This is a genomic window from Borreliella spielmanii (genome assembly GCF_014201705.1).
GTDB classification, from domain to species: domain Bacteria; phylum Spirochaetota; class Spirochaetia; order Borreliales; family Borreliaceae; genus Borreliella; species Borreliella spielmanii.
Map to the genome: position 1 here is coordinate 24,129 of NZ_JACHFA010000001.1, position 19,100 is coordinate 43,228.

General features: G+C 26.8%; 16 protein-coding genes. 5 read left to right on the plus strand and 11 right to left on the minus strand.

Annotation, left to right across the window (positions count from 1 at the left end):
* Positions 1-25 precede the first annotated feature (25 nt).
* Both HNR35_RS00075 and HNR35_RS00080 read right to left on the minus strand, forming a co-directional pair.
* Complete coding sequence (locus HNR35_RS00075) at positions 26-2,872, minus strand: AAA family ATPase (protein ID WP_183223130.1); 2,847 nt, start codon at positions 2,870-2,872, stop codon at positions 26-28.
* Positions 2,859-4,100: an exonuclease subunit SbcD gene (locus HNR35_RS00080; protein WP_183223132.1), complete on the minus strand. Its 1,242-nt coding sequence runs from the start codon at positions 4,098-4,100 to the stop codon at positions 2,859-2,861. The genes HNR35_RS00075 and HNR35_RS00080 overlap by 14 nt, the downstream gene beginning before the upstream one ends.
* Before the next feature lie 74 nt (positions 4,101-4,174).
* On the opposite strand from HNR35_RS00080, the gene topA reads away from it, so the two are divergent.
* The 4 genes from topA to HNR35_RS00100 are packed head-to-tail and all read left to right on the plus strand — an operon-like array spanning position 4,175 to position 10,521.
* Entirely contained in the window at positions 4,175-6,724 is a 2,550-nt protein-coding gene (topA, locus tag HNR35_RS00085) for a type I DNA topoisomerase (protein WP_183223134.1), read from the plus strand.
* 2 nt (positions 6,725-6,726) lie between these two features.
* Entirely contained in the window at positions 6,727-9,198 is a 2,472-nt protein-coding gene (locus HNR35_RS00090; protein WP_183223136.1) for an ATP-dependent RNA helicase, read from the plus strand.
* A 32-nt stretch (positions 9,199-9,230) separates the two neighbouring features.
* The gene (locus HNR35_RS00095) at positions 9,231-9,746 is read left to right on the plus strand and encodes a hypothetical protein (protein ID WP_183223138.1); all 516 of its coding nucleotides are present in this window, start codon (positions 9,231-9,233) and stop codon (positions 9,744-9,746) included.
* A complete protein-coding gene (locus tag HNR35_RS00100) occupies positions 9,739-10,521 on the plus strand; it encodes a phosphodiester glycosidase family protein (protein ID WP_006433338.1) in 783 nt (260 codons plus the stop codon). Before HNR35_RS00095 ends, HNR35_RS00100 begins: the two co-directional genes overlap by 8 nt.
* Here the strand turns inward: HNR35_RS00100 and HNR35_RS00105 are convergent.
* Complete coding sequence (locus HNR35_RS00105) at positions 10,514-11,059, minus strand: hypothetical protein (protein WP_006433390.1); 546 nt, start codon at positions 11,057-11,059, stop codon at positions 10,514-10,516. The genes HNR35_RS00100 and HNR35_RS00105 overlap by 8 nt on opposite strands.
* 90 nt (positions 11,060-11,149) lie before the next feature.
* Between HNR35_RS00105 and HNR35_RS00110 the strand changes: the two genes are divergently transcribed.
* Complete coding sequence (locus HNR35_RS00110; protein WP_183223140.1) at positions 11,150-11,521, plus strand: hypothetical protein; 372 nt, start codon at positions 11,150-11,152, stop codon at positions 11,519-11,521.
* Between the two features lie 142 nt (positions 11,522-11,663).
* Here HNR35_RS00110 and miaA read toward each other — a convergent pair whose 3' ends face one another.
* Genes miaA through panF form a run of 8 tightly spaced genes read right to left on the minus strand, consistent with a single transcriptional unit; the run spans position 11,664 to position 18,859 of the window.
* Entirely contained in the window at positions 11,664-12,584 is a 921-nt protein-coding gene (gene miaA / locus HNR35_RS00115) for a tRNA (adenosine(37)-N6)-dimethylallyltransferase MiaA (protein ID WP_183223142.1), read from the minus strand.
* Positions 12,571-12,771 (minus strand): DNA-directed RNA polymerase subunit omega, encoded by a 201-nt coding sequence (locus HNR35_RS00120; protein ID WP_006433351.1) that lies wholly within the window; start codon positions 12,769-12,771, stop codon positions 12,571-12,573. Before HNR35_RS00120 ends, miaA begins: the two co-directional genes overlap by 14 nt.
* A gap of 38 nt (positions 12,772-12,809) precedes the next feature.
* The gene (gene cmk, locus HNR35_RS00125; protein WP_183223144.1) at positions 12,810-13,346 is read right to left on the minus strand and encodes a (d)CMP kinase; all 537 of its coding nucleotides are present in this window, start codon (positions 13,344-13,346) and stop codon (positions 12,810-12,812) included.
* Positions 13,343-14,209, minus strand: coding sequence for a YicC/YloC family endoribonuclease (locus HNR35_RS00130; protein WP_183223146.1), 867 nt, complete (start codon positions 14,207-14,209; stop codon positions 13,343-13,345). Before HNR35_RS00130 ends, cmk begins: the two co-directional genes overlap by 4 nt.
* A gap of 10 nt (positions 14,210-14,219) precedes the next feature.
* Positions 14,220-15,626 (minus strand): UDP-N-acetylmuramate--L-alanine ligase, encoded by a 1,407-nt coding sequence (gene murC / locus HNR35_RS00135; protein ID WP_183223148.1) that lies wholly within the window; start codon positions 15,624-15,626, stop codon positions 14,220-14,222.
* Positions 15,616-16,563 carry a hypothetical protein gene (locus tag HNR35_RS00140; protein ID WP_183223150.1) on the minus strand — a complete coding sequence of 316 codons (948 nt, stop codon included), beginning with the start codon at positions 16,561-16,563 and terminating at the stop codon, positions 15,616-15,618. The genes murC and HNR35_RS00140 overlap by 11 nt, the downstream gene beginning before the upstream one ends.
* Positions 16,532-17,479 (minus strand): RluA family pseudouridine synthase, encoded by a 948-nt coding sequence (locus HNR35_RS00145; protein WP_006433379.1) that lies wholly within the window; start codon positions 17,477-17,479, stop codon positions 16,532-16,534. Before HNR35_RS00145 ends, HNR35_RS00140 begins: the two co-directional genes overlap by 32 nt.
* A 12-nt stretch (positions 17,480-17,491) precedes the next feature.
* Positions 17,492-18,859 carry a sodium/pantothenate symporter gene (gene panF / locus HNR35_RS00150; RefSeq protein WP_183223593.1) on the minus strand — a complete coding sequence of 456 codons (1,368 nt, stop codon included), beginning with the start codon at positions 18,857-18,859 and terminating at the stop codon, positions 17,492-17,494.
* Positions 18,860-19,100: the final 241 nt, after the last annotated feature.

Sequence of the window (19,100 nt, forward strand, 5' to 3'; positions counted from 1 at the left end):
CCAAAGCCTAATTGTACATAAATGATCATAAATTTTCCATAGCAATATAAGAAATTTTAGAAATCTTGTTTATAACTATTTGTGCTTTAATCATCTCCTTTAAATAAGAAACATGAGAAATTATACCAATTTGTCGTCCGGTCATTATTTGAAACTTAGAAAGCTTAGGCATAACTTGAGCCAAAGTATCTTCATCAAGATTGCCAAACCCCTCATCGAGAAAAAAAGCTTCTATTTTTAATTCACTATCCCTTATTTTATCAGATAAAGCTAAAGACAAAGCTAAAGATACAAGAAATTTCTCTCCCCCAGACAAAGTTTTTACCGTTCTTATTTTATTAACATCTTTTCTGTCTTCAATTAAAAAATCAAACTCCTTGCTATCTTTATTGGTTTTAAGCTCAAAATCAGGAAAAATCCATCTTAAATACTTTTCATTTGCCAGCCTTAAAATATCATTAATTAAAAAAGTTTGAACATAATATTTCAATCCAGAAGATCTAATAACCACCTTCCTTAAAATATCTAGCTTATCTTTCCTTTCTTTAGCAAGATTCAATTCTCCTCTTAGCACGTCTAAATTAATTTTTTGTTGATTAATCTTTTTTTGAAGAGCTTGAAAATTTAAAAACTTTATTTTATACTTTTCGATGTCTCTAGATAAAAATTCAAGCTTAGAACCAATTGACAAGCTCAATTTTTGCAAAAAATGCAGACTGTCCTTATTGATTTGTTCTAAAACAGTTTCTGATTCAAAAGAAAATGAACTAAAAAAAACTCTTTTTAAATTTGAAACTATGTTCATAAAATTATTTCGTTCTTCATTTAATTTCACCTTTAAAGTCAAAATAGATTCCTTTATAAATTTAATTTGGGTTTCGGTTTTAATTTTTAAATCTTCTAAATTTTTAAGATTTAAAACAAGAGTATTCCATTCATTTTCTATACTTTTCTGCCTAGCTAAAATAACATTAAATTCCCTTTTCAAAGAAGAATAATCACTAAAACCCAAACTTAAATTAAGTTTTAATGACAAACTTTTAATCTTTAAAAGATTTTGGTCAAAATTTTGATTTTTTAAATAAATCTCAATTTTTAAATCTTTTTTTCTACCCTTAAATTGTTCAAACTTTTTCAATTTATTTTCAAATGCTAAAATTTTTGCTCTCTCAGAATAATTTATGTATTTATCAAACAAATTTTTTCCAATCAATCTTAAAATTTCACCATTATTCTTTTTAAACTCCAAAGCATTAATCTCTTGCTTAGAGATTTCTTCTTGTTTACAAGATAACTGATATTTAAGCTCATCAATTTGATTTTGTATCAAATGAAGTTTTGAATTTAAAATGTAAAGCTCTTTCAAACTACAAACCGACAATTTATCTTTATGCTGATAATTTTTATATTCAACCTCAATATATTTTAGTTTCTCTTTATCATTCTCAATAGAAAAATTTTTATCATCAAGATATTTTAACAACTCTTTATATAAATCAATCTTAATAAGATTTTTTTCCTTGTTTTTATTAAAATCTTCATTTTCAGTGGATTTTAATAAACATTCCAACCTATCTCTATATTTTGAAATCAATTCATCATTAAAAGTTTGAAATAATTTCAACGCTTCATAATAAACATACTTGTCAAAATCAAAATTGGATTTCTCAGAACTAATACTTTTAATCTCATCATTTTTTTTACTTTGAGCCTTTAATAATTCTTTTTTCTCATCCTCAAGACTATTTTTCCTTAAAAGCAAACTTTGATAATCATTCTCAACAACTGTAAAATCACAAATATTACAATTTTTATCAAAAAGTTCCTTAACATAATTAAAATTAAAATTATTACTATCCAAATCTTCAATTTCTTTTAAATTATTCATCACTTTTAAAAGTTCTACATCAAGTAATTTGATATCATTAAATAATTCACCCTGAATAGCAACAAGATTTTTCAAATTCCAAAAATCTGAACACAAATAATTTTTTCGATCCAAATTTAAATTTTCTTTTAATTTCTTTTGAAAAGAATAATCCGACTCTAAAGAATCTTGGTATTCAACCTGAGAAGATAATTGGTCCTCTAGAGAGGAAATTTCAATTTCCAAGCCTAAATATCTCTCGTTAGACGATATTGCTTGATTACACAAAGAAATAGCCCTTTTAATATTTTCAAGATCAATTTCTAATCGACCAATATCAACTAAATCCAAATATTCCTTAAGGGCTTTATACTCCCTCTCATCATAATCAAGAATTGATTTTTCATAAGATTCAGAATTTAATAACTTATCTATACTAAACTTTGTACGCTCAAAGTCACTTTTTAAATAAAATTCCAAATTATCATATTTTTTCAAATTAAAAATATTATCAATTATTGCAGTTTTCTCTTTAGGAGTTGATGTTAAAAATTCTTGAAAATTTCCTTGTGGCAAAATTACAGTTTGACAAAACTGATTAAAGTCTAATCGGCAAAGACTTTTAATATGCTCTAAAACATCAGTTCGACCCTCAATGACCTTATCATCAAAAAAACAACTAAGCAACATACTCTTAGGGGTCTCTATATTTTTTACATTAAGCTCAATAAAAGATTCATAAATCTTCCCAGAAATAGTAAATGTTAATTTAACATAAGCACTAGTCTCACCTTTTGATATAATATCTACAATTTTTTTCCCAAGTCTATAAACACGAGCATACAGCGCTAAAGTTATGCAATCTAAAATAGTACTCTTGCCTGATCCAGTATTACCAGAAATCAAAAAAATGCCTGATTGTCTTAAAAAGAGCGTATCAAAATTTAACTCATGCTCACCTTTATAAGAAGCAATATTTTTAAATATGAGCTTATTTATCCTCATATTCTCCCAAATATCCTTTAGTCAAAACCTCGTTAAAAAGAGAAATAAGCTCTTCTTCCTTAAATTTGATATCCTTAATAACACCATTCTCAAAATCTCGTCTCAACTTTTTCTCAAAAAAATATTTTTCATCCATTTCAAGTACTTCAAATTCTCTAATATCACTAGAATCGTCTTTCAAATCCTGATTTAAAAGTAAAGAATAGGAAATAGAAACTAAATGCAAAAAATTAAGCTTTGCTAAATCATAAATAGTCTCCTCAGCACTAGTATCAATTGCCTCATTAAGTTCAATTTTCAAATACACAGTAAAAGACTCTTCTTTTCTAATATTATTTAAAAAATCAAGAACTTCATTCAAAGAACCTTTAATAAAGATTAATTTATTGAAAATCGGCACTGGAAATGCTTTTTGCAAAATTAACTTATTATTATTAAAATGTAAAACATTTATATATTTATCATGGGTCTCATTAAATGAATATTGCATAGGGGATCCTGAATACACAATATTATCCCTTAGTTTCATGAATTTATGAATATGTCCAAGGGCAACATAAGAAAAACCATTTCCAAAAACATTAAAAGGAATAATATAACTACCTCCTAAAATATCAATCTTTTTACTACTACCAAAAAAAGAATGCGCCATTAATATTTTAGGAATTCCTTTATACTTGTTTTTTAAAAAATTAGATAAACTTGATATTTTTTCTCTGTAAGCATTTTCTAAATTTTCAAGAAATAGTTTACTGGAAGACGGATCTTCCAATCCAACAACATCATTAAAATTTTGCCCTAAAATAAACCTTTCATTTATATGAGGAAGGCAAACAACAATAAACTTTAGATTTTCATTATCTTTTAAGAAAACTATTTGCTCATCAGAATCATATTCTGTTATTAAAAAAAAATTAAACCGTGAAAGAAGTTTTTTATTGATGCTCAAATAATCTTTTTTATCATGATTCCCAGAAATAACCACACACCATTTACAAGAAGTAAAAGAAAGCTCGTAAAAAAAATTATTTACTAATCTTTGTTCTTCAAATCCGGGCCTCTTGGAATCATAAACATCTCCAGCAACAAGTAAAAGATCTATTTTTTCTTTTTTAATAAATTCTAAGAGAAAAGATAAAAAATTTTTCTGCTCCTTAAGTATTGAAAAATTTTCAATTTTTTTTCCAATATGCCAATCTGAGGTATGCAGAATTTTATAATTGTTCACAAAATACTCTCACTTTTTTTAATTCTTAAATTATGTTTATATATTATAATACAATATATAAACATAAGGAATTTATGCAAAATAAAAAATTGATAATAGTCGAATCACCAACAAAAGCCAAAACAATAAAAAAATTTCTTGACGACTCGTTCTTAGTAGAAGCATGCATTGGACATATAGTAGATTTACCAAACAACGCACAAGAAATTCCTAAAGAGTATAAAAAATACGAATGGGCAAATATATCTATAGATTATAACAATGGATTTAATCCAATTTATATTATTCCTAGCAATAAAAAACCAATTGTATCAAAACTAAAAAAATTAGTAAAAACAATCAATGAGATATATCTTGCAACCGACCAAGATAGAGAAGGAGAAACTATAGCATTTCACTTAAAAGAAGTGTTAAAAATTAAAAATTATAAACGGATGGTATTTCATGAAATCACAGAAACTGCAATAAACGAATCACTAAAAAATACTAGAAATATAGACATGAACCTTGTTAATGCTGGTGAAGCTAGACGACTACTAGACCGACTATACGGATATACCATCTCTCCGCTACTTTGGAAAAAAATAGCTTATGGGCTTTCTGCTGGGCGAGTACAATCTGTTGGATTAAAATTATTAATAGAAAAAGAAAAAACTAGAATAAATTTCAAAAAAGCCAATTATTATTCGATTTTACTTCAATGTAAACATGAGAAAAAAGATTTATTGCTTGAAACAAAATTAGAAGAAATTGACGGCAAGAATATAGCAGAGGGTAAAGACTTTACAAACGAAACTGGAAAACTTAAAAATAGCGCAAAAACAATAATAATAACCCAAGATTTAATGATCGAGCTTGAAAAAGAATTAGAAACCGGACAAAAAATTGAATTAATTTCAATAGAAACTAAAAAAATAAAAATACCCCCACCAAAGCCATTTACTACATCTACACTTCAACAAGAAATAAATAAACGCCTTAAAATTGGAACAAAGCAAATCATGCAGCACGCTCAAAAACTTTACGAACACGGATACATTACCTATATGAGAACAGACTCTCACAATATTGCTAAAATTGCGAGAGAAAAAATAACAAAAATAATAAAAACCAAATATGGAAAAGAATACATAGAAAAAAAAGATAGAATTTACAAAAAAGAAAAAATGACTCAAAATGCACATGAGGCAATAAGACCTTCTGAAATGTTTATCCCAAACGAAAACATAGAAATAGAAAGCAAAACTGCTAAAGAAATTTACAAAATAATATGGGATAGAACCATTATTTCTGGAATGAAAGATGCATTAAAAGAAAATATAAAACTGACTTTTAAGTATAAAAACTTAATTTTTAAATCAAATTTTACAAAAATAATTTTTGACGGATTTCTTAAACATACTAAAGAAAAAGATCAGTATCTTAACATAAATTTTGACTTAATAAAAAAAGGAGATATGTTTTCCATAATTCAAATGCGAACAAGCGAACACGAAACAAAGGCTCCACTTAGATATACAGAAGCGTCTCTTGTGCAAAAAATGGAAAAAGAGGGAATAGGCCGCCCTTCAACCTATTCTACAATTATATCAACACTTTTAGAAAGAGAATATGCATTCAAACTTAACAACACATTAATACCAACTATAAAAGGAGCTGCTGTAATAAATCTTCTTGAAAAATATTTTCCAGTACTAATTGAACTAAATTTCACCTCCAATATGGAAGAAAAATTAGATAAAATAGCAATAGGAAAGCTAGATAAAATAAAATATCTAAGTAAATTCTATAATGGAAAAAAAGGACTCAAAGATATAGTAATGCAACTAGAGCCTAAAATCAATTCCTCTGAATTTAGAACTGTTATTGAAAGTAAAAGCCTAGAAAATCAAGACAATAGCATTAATTACACAATAAACATCGGCAAATATGGACCTTATTTAATATTCAAAGACCATAATTACTCAATTACTACAACAACTCCATTAGAGAATTTGTACAAAAAAGATGAAATAGAAAAAATAATAACTGAAAAAGAATTAAAACCAAATATACTCGGTATTGATCCTTTAACAGGGCTTAATGTAATCTTCAAAAATACAATTTATGGAAGCATTGTACAACTTGGAGAAGACACTTATGCCCCTCAAGAATATACAAAAAAGGGAAAACCTAAAAAATTAAAAATAATAAAAGCAAAAAAAGCATCAGCTAAAAAAATTGACCCTGAGAACATGACATTAGAGCTTGCTTTAAAATTGCTCTCACTGCCAAAACCAATCGGCAAGCATCCTCAAACCAATGAACAAATCATTGCTGCAACTGGTGTTTTTGGGGATTATATTAAAACTGAAAGCGGAAGTATTACTTGCTCGCTAAAAAACGATATAAAAGCATATGACATAACGCTAGACAAGGCCATCAACCTACTCAACGAAAGAGTTAATAAAGTGGGTATAATTGTTAAAATTATCACATTTTCTAAAAACAAGATCGGCAACAAAATATATATTTACAAAAAAAACGACAAATTTTATGCTAAAATTAAAAGAAAGAAGATTGATTTACCCGATAACATTAATCTTGACGAAATAAATGAAAAATATGTATTCAGCTTGTTATAAATATGAATGATTTCAAACTCCCAATTTATAAATACAAAGATGAATTAATTAAAGTATTAAAAAACAATAATGTTTTGATTGTTGAAAGTCCAACAGGCAGTGGAAAAACTACCCAACTACCAAGGATAATATATGAAGCGGGTTTTGCAAAATTAGGAAAAATTGGCGTAACTCAACCTAGAAGAATAGCTACAATATCAATAGCTGAATATATTGCCAAGCACATTGGTGTAAACGTTGGAGAAGAAGTTGGTTACAAAATAAGATTTGAAGAAATTACAAGTCCAAAAACCAAAATAAAATTAATGACTGACGGGGTGCTTCTGCAAGAGCTAAAAAAAGATACATTGCTTTATGAATATGACGTAATCATAATAGACGAAGCACATGAACGAAGTTTAAATATCGATTTTATATTAGGCCTTATTAAGGACATTTCAAGAAAAAGAGACGATTTTAAAATCGTAATTTCGTCTGCAACAATAAACACAAAAATATTTTCAAAATATTTCAACAATGCACCAGTTGTTAGTATTGAAACTATTACTTATCCAGTACAAATAATATACAATCCTCCTCTTTTAAACACATCAAAAGGAATGATATTAAAAATAAAAGAAATTGTCTTAAACGTAATAAAAGAAAAAAAAGCAGGAGATATTCTTATATTTTTATCTGGAGAGAAAGAAATAAAAGAAACTATAAAAGAATTACAAGAATTAAACTCAAAAAAAAAATTAATAATATTTCCCTTATACAGTAGAATGTCTAAAGAAGCCCAAGAGCAAATATTTGTGACTACTCCTAAAAATAAAAGAAAAATAATAGTGTCAACAAATATCGCAGAAACTTCAATCACAATTGAAAATATTCAAATAGTAATTGATAGCGGAAAGGTTAAAACAAATAAATTCCAAACAAAAACTCATACCTATTCACTCCAAGAAGTTCCAATTTCAAAATCATCAGCAACTCAAAGAGCCGGCCGAGCAGGACGACTTTCAAAAGGAACTTGCTACAGACTTTATAAAAGAGAAGATTATCAGTTAAGAGAAGATTATCAAAAAGAAGAAATATATAGAACAGACCTATCTGAAGTAATACTAAGAATGGCAGATATTGGAATCAGAGATTTTACCCACTTTGACTTTATCTCAAAACCATCAACGCATTCGATTCAAACTGCAAGCAAAATATTAAAATCTCTAGATGCTATAAACAGTAAAAACGAACTTACAGAAATTGGGAAATATATGATACTATTCCCATTAGTGCCAGCACATTCAAGAGCATTAGTTGAAGCAATGATAAATTATCCACAAGCGATCTATCAAACCACAATAGGTCTATCCTTTTTATCCACAAGCGGAATTTTTCTACTACCCCAAAATGAAGAGATGGAAGCTAGACAAGCTCACTTAAAATATAAAAATCCAATGGGAGATTTAATTGGGTTTATTAATATCTTTGAAGATTTTAAAAAAGCTACAAATAAAGAAGCTTTCACAAAGGAAAATTATTTAGACCTACAAGGACTTGAAGAGATAGCAAATGTACAAATGCAACTTGAAAACATTGTTAGCAAATTAAATATACCAATAATACAAAAAGGTGTTTTTGATAACGAAGGATATTTAAAATCAATAATGAGAGGAATGAGAGATTATATTTGTTTTAAAACTTCAAAAAAGAAATACAAAACCATTAAAGCTCAAAACGTAATCATTCATCCCGGATCACTTATTAGTACCGATTCTGTAAAATATTTCGTTGCAGGAGAAATTATAGAAACCACAAAAATGTATGCAAGATCCATTGGTGTGTTAAAAAAAGAATGGATTGATGATATCAACCTTAATGGAGATCTTGAACATAAAAACATCTCTGAGAAAGAGAAACAAATAACAAATGCTAAGCAAACAAAAATTATCAATGAAATCAAAATAGGAAAAAGGAATTTCAAAGCAGAGTACAAAAACAACATTTATGTAATAAAAATTAACCTAGAAACACTAAAAGAAATGATTGTAAAAAACGAATTAAATAATCAAAATAATGAAGATTTGAAAAAAATTAAAATACAATTAATGCATAAAAATACAACGGTTTTCAGCAATAAAAAATTTTTAGAAACTATAAAAATAGTCAAAGGCATGGGAAAAAATTGGCATTGTATAAAAAAATATGAAACAAACAATGTAAACATTGATGAACCTGAAAAAATGAAAAATCTTTTAGAGTGTACAATGCAGTTTATAAGCTATCCTCCAAAAAAAACAGCTCTTTTTTTATCGTTGGAAACAGATGGGTTTGGAAATTTTAGACTAAAACCTAAACAAAATTTCATAATGGCAATAGAAGAATCTATGGAAAGCATAAAAAGTCTGATAGAAAACGAAGAATACATACAAAAGCTGCATTTTATAAAAAAATTAATAAATAAAGTTTACAAAAAATTAAATTACTTTTTTTAAAAGTATTCCTAAAACAAAGTTTATAATAAATTATGTACTGGCTATCCTTTTTTTATGCTTTATTATTTTTAGTAATTACTCCTTTTGCATTACAAAATAATAATAAGGAAAATATAGAAAATTTAATAAAACTATATATGCTTTATGATTTAACTAACAACTTACCAAAAGAATTAGAAACAATAAATAAAATTAAAAATTTTGACTTAGAACAATACTACCTATTAATTACAAAATACTATCTAAAAATAAAAAAATACAAAGAAGCTAATATTTTTTTAAATAAAATAAACAAAAAAAAGATTAAAAATCAAACAATAAAAAACGAAATCATTTCACTAAAATTAAGAATAAATGAAGATAATATTAATGAAGAAGAAATTAAAAAAATTTTAAATAATGAAAAAAATATAGATGTCAAAATAATTTATCAAATATTTAATCTTATAAAATTTAAAAATAAAAAATTAGCAACACGAATTAAAAACCTCATATTAACAAACTATCCTAAAAGCATTTATTCTTATAAAATAAAAAGAAATGAGTAAAAAAATATTAACACTACTAATATTAGTTTTAAGTATCTCATCAGGACTAATATTATCTAAATCAATCGCTCAAAAAGCCAAATACAAAATTATTAGGGGTTATTTCATAAATAGCAATTATGTTCTAGTAAAAATTGAAAATAAAGATTTAAGATTCACTATATCAAAACCTATTTACGACAAAAAGCTAAATAATTACTACTTTAAGGGCCAAACAACAAGTCATTTCTTAATTTCCAATAATGTTGATATTGCGATTAACACAAGTCCTTACGAAGTTAAACAAAACATGTTTTTTCCAAAAGGACTGTACATATATAATAAAAAAATGATTTCAAAACAAATAGCTAACTACGGAGAAATTGCAATAAAACACAATAAAATTGTATTAAATCCCAAAGAAGACGAAATTAAAGATTCCGATTACGGATTTAGCGGATTTTTTGTTTTAATCAAAAACGGAAATTATAAAAAAAACTTTAAAGAAACAAGGCACCCAAGAACAATAATAGGAACTGACAAAAATAATAAGTATTTATTTCTCGCTACAATAGAAGGAAGGGGCGTTAACAATAGCAAAGGGGCTTCTCTAAATGAAGCTATTGATTTTGCATTAAGCTATGGCATGACTAATGCTATTAATCTAGATGGAGGGGGCTCAAGCACTCTTGTGGTAAAGTCAAATAATGCCCCCCATAAATTAAACTTTACTGCGAACATCTTTGGACAAGAAAGATCTGTCCCATTTCATTTGGGAATAAAACTCCCTAATTAGAAAATCTCCAACCAATATTAAATCCAAGCATAATCTCAGTTGTTAACCCAGAAAAATTTTTATAATTAGAAAATGGAGAGATGGAAAGCATAAACAAAGGCCTAACATATAAACCCTCAAGATCGGGAATAAAAAGATCCGCAGCAAGCCCCATGCTTAAAAAAAAGAGATTGTGCCTATTAGAACTCAAATCAAAGGCATATTTTAACCCAATCAATGGGAAAAGCATTCTAATCTGCTCTTTAAAAATCATTGGATATGTTCCATAAAGCCCTAATGAAAAATATCTTCCATTGTGAGTAGTAACAAAAGCCTCTTTATAAGATATTTCAAAAAGTGCATAATTTGCATCAAAAAATAAATTAAAATTAATCCCATGATCTGCCCTAGTAAAATTTGGAGCAAATTTAGTGGAGCTTGTTTTATCAGTATAATTAGTAAATTGATAAGAAAAACCTCCACCAAAAGAAAGTGGATAAGAAATAATTAAATTATTAGAAGAGATGAGAAATAAAATAAAAAAAAGATATTTCTTCATTAACAATCCTTAAAAATTCTAAAAAATACCATATTATTTGTTATTATTATAGTACTAATATATAGTAGTATATAAAAAATCAAGGAAATTATGAATACAAAAACATTATATTTAACATCCTTAATTCTTTTAGCTTGCAATAGTAATAACAAAATTCCTCTCATTCAAAAATTGAATTTGCCCAAAAGCAGTATTCTTGGCTTTAGCAATAAAGTGGGTATAATAATAAAAGACTATACTTTTCTTAGTAAAAACACTAAGAAAAATAGCGAATTGAATTATGATTACGCAATTCTACTTAGAAAAGACGAAGTAGTAAAAATCGAAAAAACACTAGAAAAAACAGAACGATATGGAATTGAGGGGAATTGGATCCTAGTCAATTATAAAGGAACTAAAAGCTACATCTTTAGTAAAGATATAAACATAGTCAACAATATAATAATTGAGCATTCCAAATAGCCCACTACACTATAACCGTGAAAAAGTCCGATTAATAAGTAAATTACTTATTTTTTTTCTTATGCCTATTCTTCCTTCTTTTTTTCTTTCTTTTATGAGTAGAAATTTTTTTTAATTTTCTTTTTCTTCCGCAAGGCACTCCTTAAATCTCCTTATCAACTTTAAAAATTAAATTCAAAATGTCATCTAAATCATCCTCTGGATGAAACCATAAAACATCAGAAATCTTGGCAAAAAAGGTCATTTGCCTTTTTGCATATAAAAACGAATTTTTGTTTATCAAACTTATTATATCATTTAAACTATACCAAGGTCTACTTTTCCATAACAAAAACTCATTATAGCCTATCCCTTTAAAAGCTGGGGTATTTTCATTGTAACCCTTACCAAACAAACCTTTAATCTCGGAAAGCAATCCAGCATTAAGCATCTCATTAATTCTTATTGATATTCTGGTTTTCAAATCTTCAAAAGGTCTTCTAAGCCCTATAATCAAAATATCTTTAAATTCACTATTTTGCTTTTTTTGAAATTGGCTAATAGGAATTCCTGTTTGGTAATAAACTTCAAGCGATCTTTTGATACGATAAATATCATTTTTATTTAACATATTAAATCTGATAGGATCTACATTTTCTAATTCTTTTAGAAGATAGAATTTACCTTTAAGATCTAAAAGATTATTTACATAACTTCTTATTTTAGAAGTAACCAAGGGTGTTGAAGGAAATCCATCCTTTAAATGCTTAAAATAAAAAGCAGTACCCCCTACAAATATAGGAATTTTTTTTTTCTGTCTTATTTCTTTTATTATTCTTAAAGCTTGTTCGTAAAAAATTCCAAGGGTATACTCTTTTCCGGGATCTAAAAAATCTACTAAATGGTGCTTTATATGCTTCAACAAATTTTTACTTGGCTTTGAAGAAGCTATATCGAACTCCTTATATACTTGAATAGAGTCAACATTAATAATTTCAGCTTTATTTCTTGGAAAATGAAATAAAATATTACTTTTGCCCACAGCCGTGGGGCCAAAAATAAAAACTATTCTATCTTCCCTCAATTGAATAGTTAAATTTACCAGTTAAAACGTCATTAAAAGCTTGTCCTAATATTTTATCATCAAAAATGATATGCTCTGCTAAAGAAATATTGTCTATGATTTGCTCTGTACGTATTATAGTAGCAACAACAAGTTCATAAAAATTTCCATCAAAATCTTGTATTTTTTTTAAAGGCACTTTAGTCATTTAATCTCCTTACAAACTAACATATTAGATAAGTTTGGCTAATTTTTCAAATTTCTTTTATCAATTTCATCTCGAATTAATTCAAAAACTTCATTTGAATTAATATTTGTAACATCAATCACTAAATCAGTTTCTGAAGAATAATCATCAATATCTATATTATAGATAGCTAAATATCTTTTTTTATCATTTTCATCTCTATTAAAAGTACTGCTTAAAACATCAGAATACATACCTCCATCCCTAGTCATTATTCTCTCAGCCCTGACTTCCATTTTAGCATAAAGATATATTTTTAAATCAGCGCTCTTAGAAATCCAAATAGCAAGCCGAGAAGCAAGCACTGTATTATTCTTTTTAGAAAGTGCAGACAATCTCTTATCAAGATACCTATCCCAATAATAATCATCTCTTCCTATTATTTCTTTTTCATAAAATTCCGAAAAAGGAATATTATGCTCTCTTGCAATATCATGAAAAGTATAATTAATAAACTCAAGACCGTAATGTTTTGCAATCATGCTGCTTACAGTAGTATTGCCACAACCACTCTTACCAGAAAGTGCTATTTTCATTCAACATTCCTTATTTGCTCTTTTATTTTTTCTAAATTTAACTTCATGTTTAAAATCAAATTCTTGATATCAAGATCAACCGCTTTATTACTCATAGTTGTTATTTCTCTATGCATTTCTTGAGAAATAAATTCAAGAACTTTACCGCATATCTCATATTCAAGATTTTTATAAAAAGTTTCTATATGAGAATCTAAACGCATGATCTCCTCATTAATGTCTAGGCGAATTGCCATTTTAGCTGCCTCTTCTGCAATAGTTAAGTCTCTAAATTCATCCATTAATTTAGAGATATTTTCTTTAATGCTTGCAAATAATCTGAGATTTATATCACTACAAGCATCCTTAATAATTTTAAGATCCCGCTCTATTAGCACAAGAGTTGATATTATATCTGATTTAGTATTTTCTCCTTCAAAACTTCTCCCATTATTATAATGATATAAGGTTTCCTCTAAAACACCTTTAAACAAACCATAAATTTCTTCTTGATGCTCACTATCCTCATCAATTATTAAAGCTCCCTTTAATGATAAAAAATCGCCCAAACTTAGTTCATTCTTAATATTAAGATCAGTATGTGCCAAAGAATCTCTAAGTCTAGAAATAGCCTCAATATAATTGGGATTAACTGTAAAATTCATACGGGGAACCAATTCTTTATATCCTACATTTAAAAAAACATTACCTCTGCTAATATACTTTGAAATCAAATTTCTTATATCAAGATCATAACCAGAAAAAATTTCTGGTAACCTAAGTTTAAATTCCAAAAATTTTCCATTATAAGACTTCAAATTAACACTAAACATATAGTTACCAATTATCTTTTCCAAATAAAAAAATCCCGTCATGCTTTTCACTATAATACCCTTATAGAAAATCGTGTAAAATAAAATTATTTCCTGCGCCCATTGTAATAAACAAATCTCCCGATATTAATAAACTTTTTATAAATTCAATAGAATCTTTAACATCTTTAAAAAAATAAGTATTTTTATTTATTTTTTTAATATTTAAAAACAATTGAACAGAAAGTTCATCTGGATTAAAATTCTCCCTATTAGAAAGATATATATTGTGCAAAATTAATATATCAACAATACTTAGAACTTCAACAAAATCATTAAAAAATTCTTTTGTTCTTGTGAAGGTATGTGGCATAAAATCCAAAATTATACGTTTATTCTTATAAAAATTTTTAATACCAAAAAGCGTATCTCTAATTTCTCTAGGATGATGAGCATAATCATCCATGTAAATCACTCCCTTTTTCTCTTTAATAACTTCAACCCTTCTTTTTATACCACTATAATTTTTTGCAATTTTCTTTACCGCTTCTTCAAAATTAAAAATCGATTTTCCATTACTTTCTAAAAAAAGATTTAAAGCCAAAAGCGCTGCCGAAAAATTTAATACATTGTGAAATAAAGCCGTCTTAAGTTTAATATTACACAAGCCCAAAAAAGAAAAACAAAAATATTCATTCTCAACTACAATGTTATTTATTTGAAAATTCGACAAATCTTTAGATCCAAAACTAAAAATATTTATATCTTTTCTATTGATTTGCCTTTTAATTTTAAGTAAATTATTATCATCAGAATTAATTATTAATATCCCATTTTTCTTTAACTTATTAATATATTGTAAAAAAGCGTCTTCAAGAGCCTCATAATTTTTAAAAAAATCAACATGCTCATAGTCAATATTAGTTAAAATAAGCATATTGGGGCTAAAATACAAAAAATGTTTTTTATACTCACAAGTTTCAGCAATAAAAATATTACTAATACCCGCTATTGCAGAATTATCTCCAAAATCTTTAACACTTGATCCCACAATAACATTGGGATTTAATCCCAATTTGTTAAAAAGAAGACCTAAAAACGCCGTAGTGGTGGTTTTACCATGAGAACCTGCAATTCCAATACTATAGTATTTTCTAGAAAGCTCACCAAGAACCTCAGGATAAGATAAAACGGGTATATTCAATTCTTTTGCTTCAAGCAAAACTTGCAAACCGCCCTTATCATAAGCTGAAGAATATACTATTAAATCAAAAGATCTACCAAGTTCTTTTAATGAAAACTCATAAATATTTTCATAATAAGATATTTTATTATTACTTAAAATCTCATCGGTATGAAATTTATCAGAAACATCTACCCCTTCTACAAGGTATCCTTTTGAATTTAAAAAACAAGCAAGAGAACAAACTCCGCTCCCCTTTATTCCTACAAAAAAAATATTCTTCAAACTGTCAAAATCAACCTTCATAGCTCTCTTCTAAATAATCTTTTTTGTCATAAAATTTATGTATAACTATATCAATAGACAATATATTAATTATTGTATACTTAAGTACGTTAGTAATAATATAGGTTCTAAGCATTTCTGTATTATTAAGTAAGTTATTTCCAAGAGGAATATTCAAAAACAGTTTAAAAAGGTAATTACTTCCATCTTTTTTAATTTTAAGATCATAAACAATATAACTTCTATCATATTCAGAAACACAATGTTCAATAATTTGCCTTACAGCTCTCTTAGAAATAGACAAAACTCCTTCTTCATAAAAATGAGGCCTTACAACAGATCGAATATAATTTTTCTTCTTAGTAAAAAACCAACCGCTTTTAAAAAAAACTTTAATTGGGTTTAATAGTAAATTAGGTCTAACAGACTTTATTTCAAAAGCAGCTGCTGGCACAACATGCTCCCCCATTTGCCTTGAAATCCTTGCTTTTTCTATTTCCTGCCTAGTTGAGACATCTGTTATGTAAATAATCTTAAAAACATTTGGCAACAAAAGTCTTGAAATTATTTTATCTATCATTTTAAGACTTGTTCCTAATATTAATATTTTATTAAATTCTTCTCTTCCAAGAACTTCAAGCATTTCATTGCAATGAGCATCATCTTCAAATACAGATCGCTTTACTGCTCTAAAAACATTATCTTCAAACTTGGCAGAACTACCAGCAATAATTTTCATGTTTTTAATTAACACACCATCATCAATGATTAAAGGTATTGAATATTTATCTGCTACCAAATGCGATCTAAAGCTCTTACCAGTTCCAGCAGATCCTACCAATGCATACACCTTCACTCTAACAAATTTATGTTTAATACTAGTTGCAAAGTTTTTAACCTTGCTAAATATTTTTTTCAAAAAAAAATTACTTGAAAAATTCTGAAAATTCATAAACATCAAAAATATCTTTTACTTGCTTTAAAAATTCTAAACTAGGCTTAGCGTAAAATTCATTCTTTTTAAAGAATGCTTCATTAAATTTTACCAAAAAAGCATGTAAAAAGTAATTACTTTTCTTAAATTTATCGCAGTATTTCTTGTCATTGATTAAAGGATGATTATTAAACGAACATTGGGCCCTTATTTGGTGAGTAAAGCCTGTTTTAATAATAATTTCAACAAGAGTAGCCCTCTTGGAAGACAATATTGGATTAACCTTTGTAATTGCATTAATAAAATCTTTACCTTCTAAAACAAAAGTTTTTCTCAATCTTTTATTCCTAAATAAATGATTTTCATAAACAACCGTTGACTTAACCTCCCCAAAAAGTATTGCAAAATATTTTTTAGTTACAAACCCCCTACTAAACAATATACTTAGCTTTCTTGCAGTATCTATATTTTTTGCAAAAACAATAATTCCAGAAGTATTTCTGTCAAGCCTGTGCACTGCCGAAGGCTTGAAGCTTAAGGATCTTAAATCTTCCCTTGAAAGATAAGCATTCACTAAAAAATCAAGAGAATTTCTGTCCCCATGAACTAAAATGCCTCTTTGCTTGTTCAAAACAAGTAAATCACTATCCTCATAAATTATTCTTTCTCGAATATATTGAAAATCAAGATCACTTTTATAACATTCATTAATAGTTAAGTTCAGACCCTGGGCTAAAGATTTATACAAATAAATTTTATCACCTTTGCAAACTCTATATGAAAAATGTGGTTTTATACCATTCAGCCTAATATCACCCTTTCTAATATGTTTTATTATTCTAGCTTTAGACAAATTTAAAATTTTAATTAAAATTGAATCTAGCCGCTTGCCATTATCATTAGCAAGAATTTCTAAAAAAATATACTTATCCAAACGCAAGAAATAATCATCCTAACAAACTTTGCTATATTTTTTACAAAAAAAATTAACTATTAAAAATGTGAATATAGAAACAAAAAACGATGGAAAAACGGGATGAAAAAACCAAATATTCAATTCAAAACATAAAATACACAAATAAAATATCAAACCTAAAAACATAGAAGCAAATGCTGCTATTTTACTTACAAAATTTAAATAAAGTCCAAAAATGATAATAGAAAAAAATGAAACTTCTAAAGCTCCAAAAGCAAAAATATTAACAAAGAATAAAAAATTGGGAGGAAATAAAGAAAATACAAGTATTATTAAAATAAAAAAAATATTAGAAATCCTTATTACTCTACTAACCTTTATATCTTCTTTTAAATCTTTTTTATAAATAAATATTGACTTTATTAAAACAGACGTTATTAAGAGCAAATTTGAATCTACTGTAGACATTATTGCAGACAAAAGACCTATAAAAAAAATAAAAGAAGAAAAAGGATTTAAAACTTTTAAAGCTACATTTAAAACAACTTTATCATTTGGACTTAAATCTGGAAAAAGAATAATAGCGAAAAATCCTATTAAATGCATCAAAACAATTAAAAAGCTGATAATAAAAGTAGAAATGGGAAGAGATAATTTTATAGAATTTTCATCTTTAAATGCTATAAAATTATTAATAATCTGAGGCTGCCCTAATATTCCTATTCCTATTAATATCCAAAAAGAAATTATATATTGTGGTTTTAAGTCAAAATTTGAAGGAAGCAAAAGATTTTTATCTAAACTAGACGTTGCCGTCTTGAATAAATTATTAATACCTCCTCCCAAATCTAACATCTTGGAAAATAAAATAACAGACGAAACTAGCATTAAAAATGCTTGAATCAAATCCGTATAAGCTACTGCCTTAAATCCTCCAAAAAATACATAAATAAAAACCAACAGGGCAAAAAACAAAAGACCAAGCACATAATCAATGCCCCAAAAAACTTCTATAAGCTTAGCGCCACCTATTAATTGGGCAGAAATCATAAACATTAAAAAAAAACTTAATACAAATCCACTTAATAGCGCCAAAAAATCACTTTTATATCTATATCTAATATAGTCAATAATATTTATTGCATCAATTTTTTTTGATTCGCGATTTAATCTCTCGCCAACAATAACAAAAGCAATTAAAGTTGTAGGAATTTGTATAGTAGCTAATAATATAAAAGACAACCCATACTTATAAACAGCAGAAGGGCCAGAAATAAAACTACTAGCACTAATATAGCTAGAAGAAAATAACAAGGCCATTACAATAAAATTAATACTTCGATTTGCAAGAAAGTATTTATTTAATAACAAAAAATTACCTCTATTTCTTTTTTTAAAAGAAATCTAAAAATAAAAAATATCAATTTTTACTAATTAATAAAATAAAAAAACAAACCAAAAAAAATTTATGCTGGGAAACAAAATTCCTGACAAAAAAAACCACAAAGGAATATTAAATATAGTAACCGATGTGTTGATAAAATAGGCAAAACAAAACCACAAAAAAAACATACAAACATACAATAATATAGCGTACAAAATCCTATTCTTCATTTAAAACAACCTTGACTAAAGAGTATTAAAA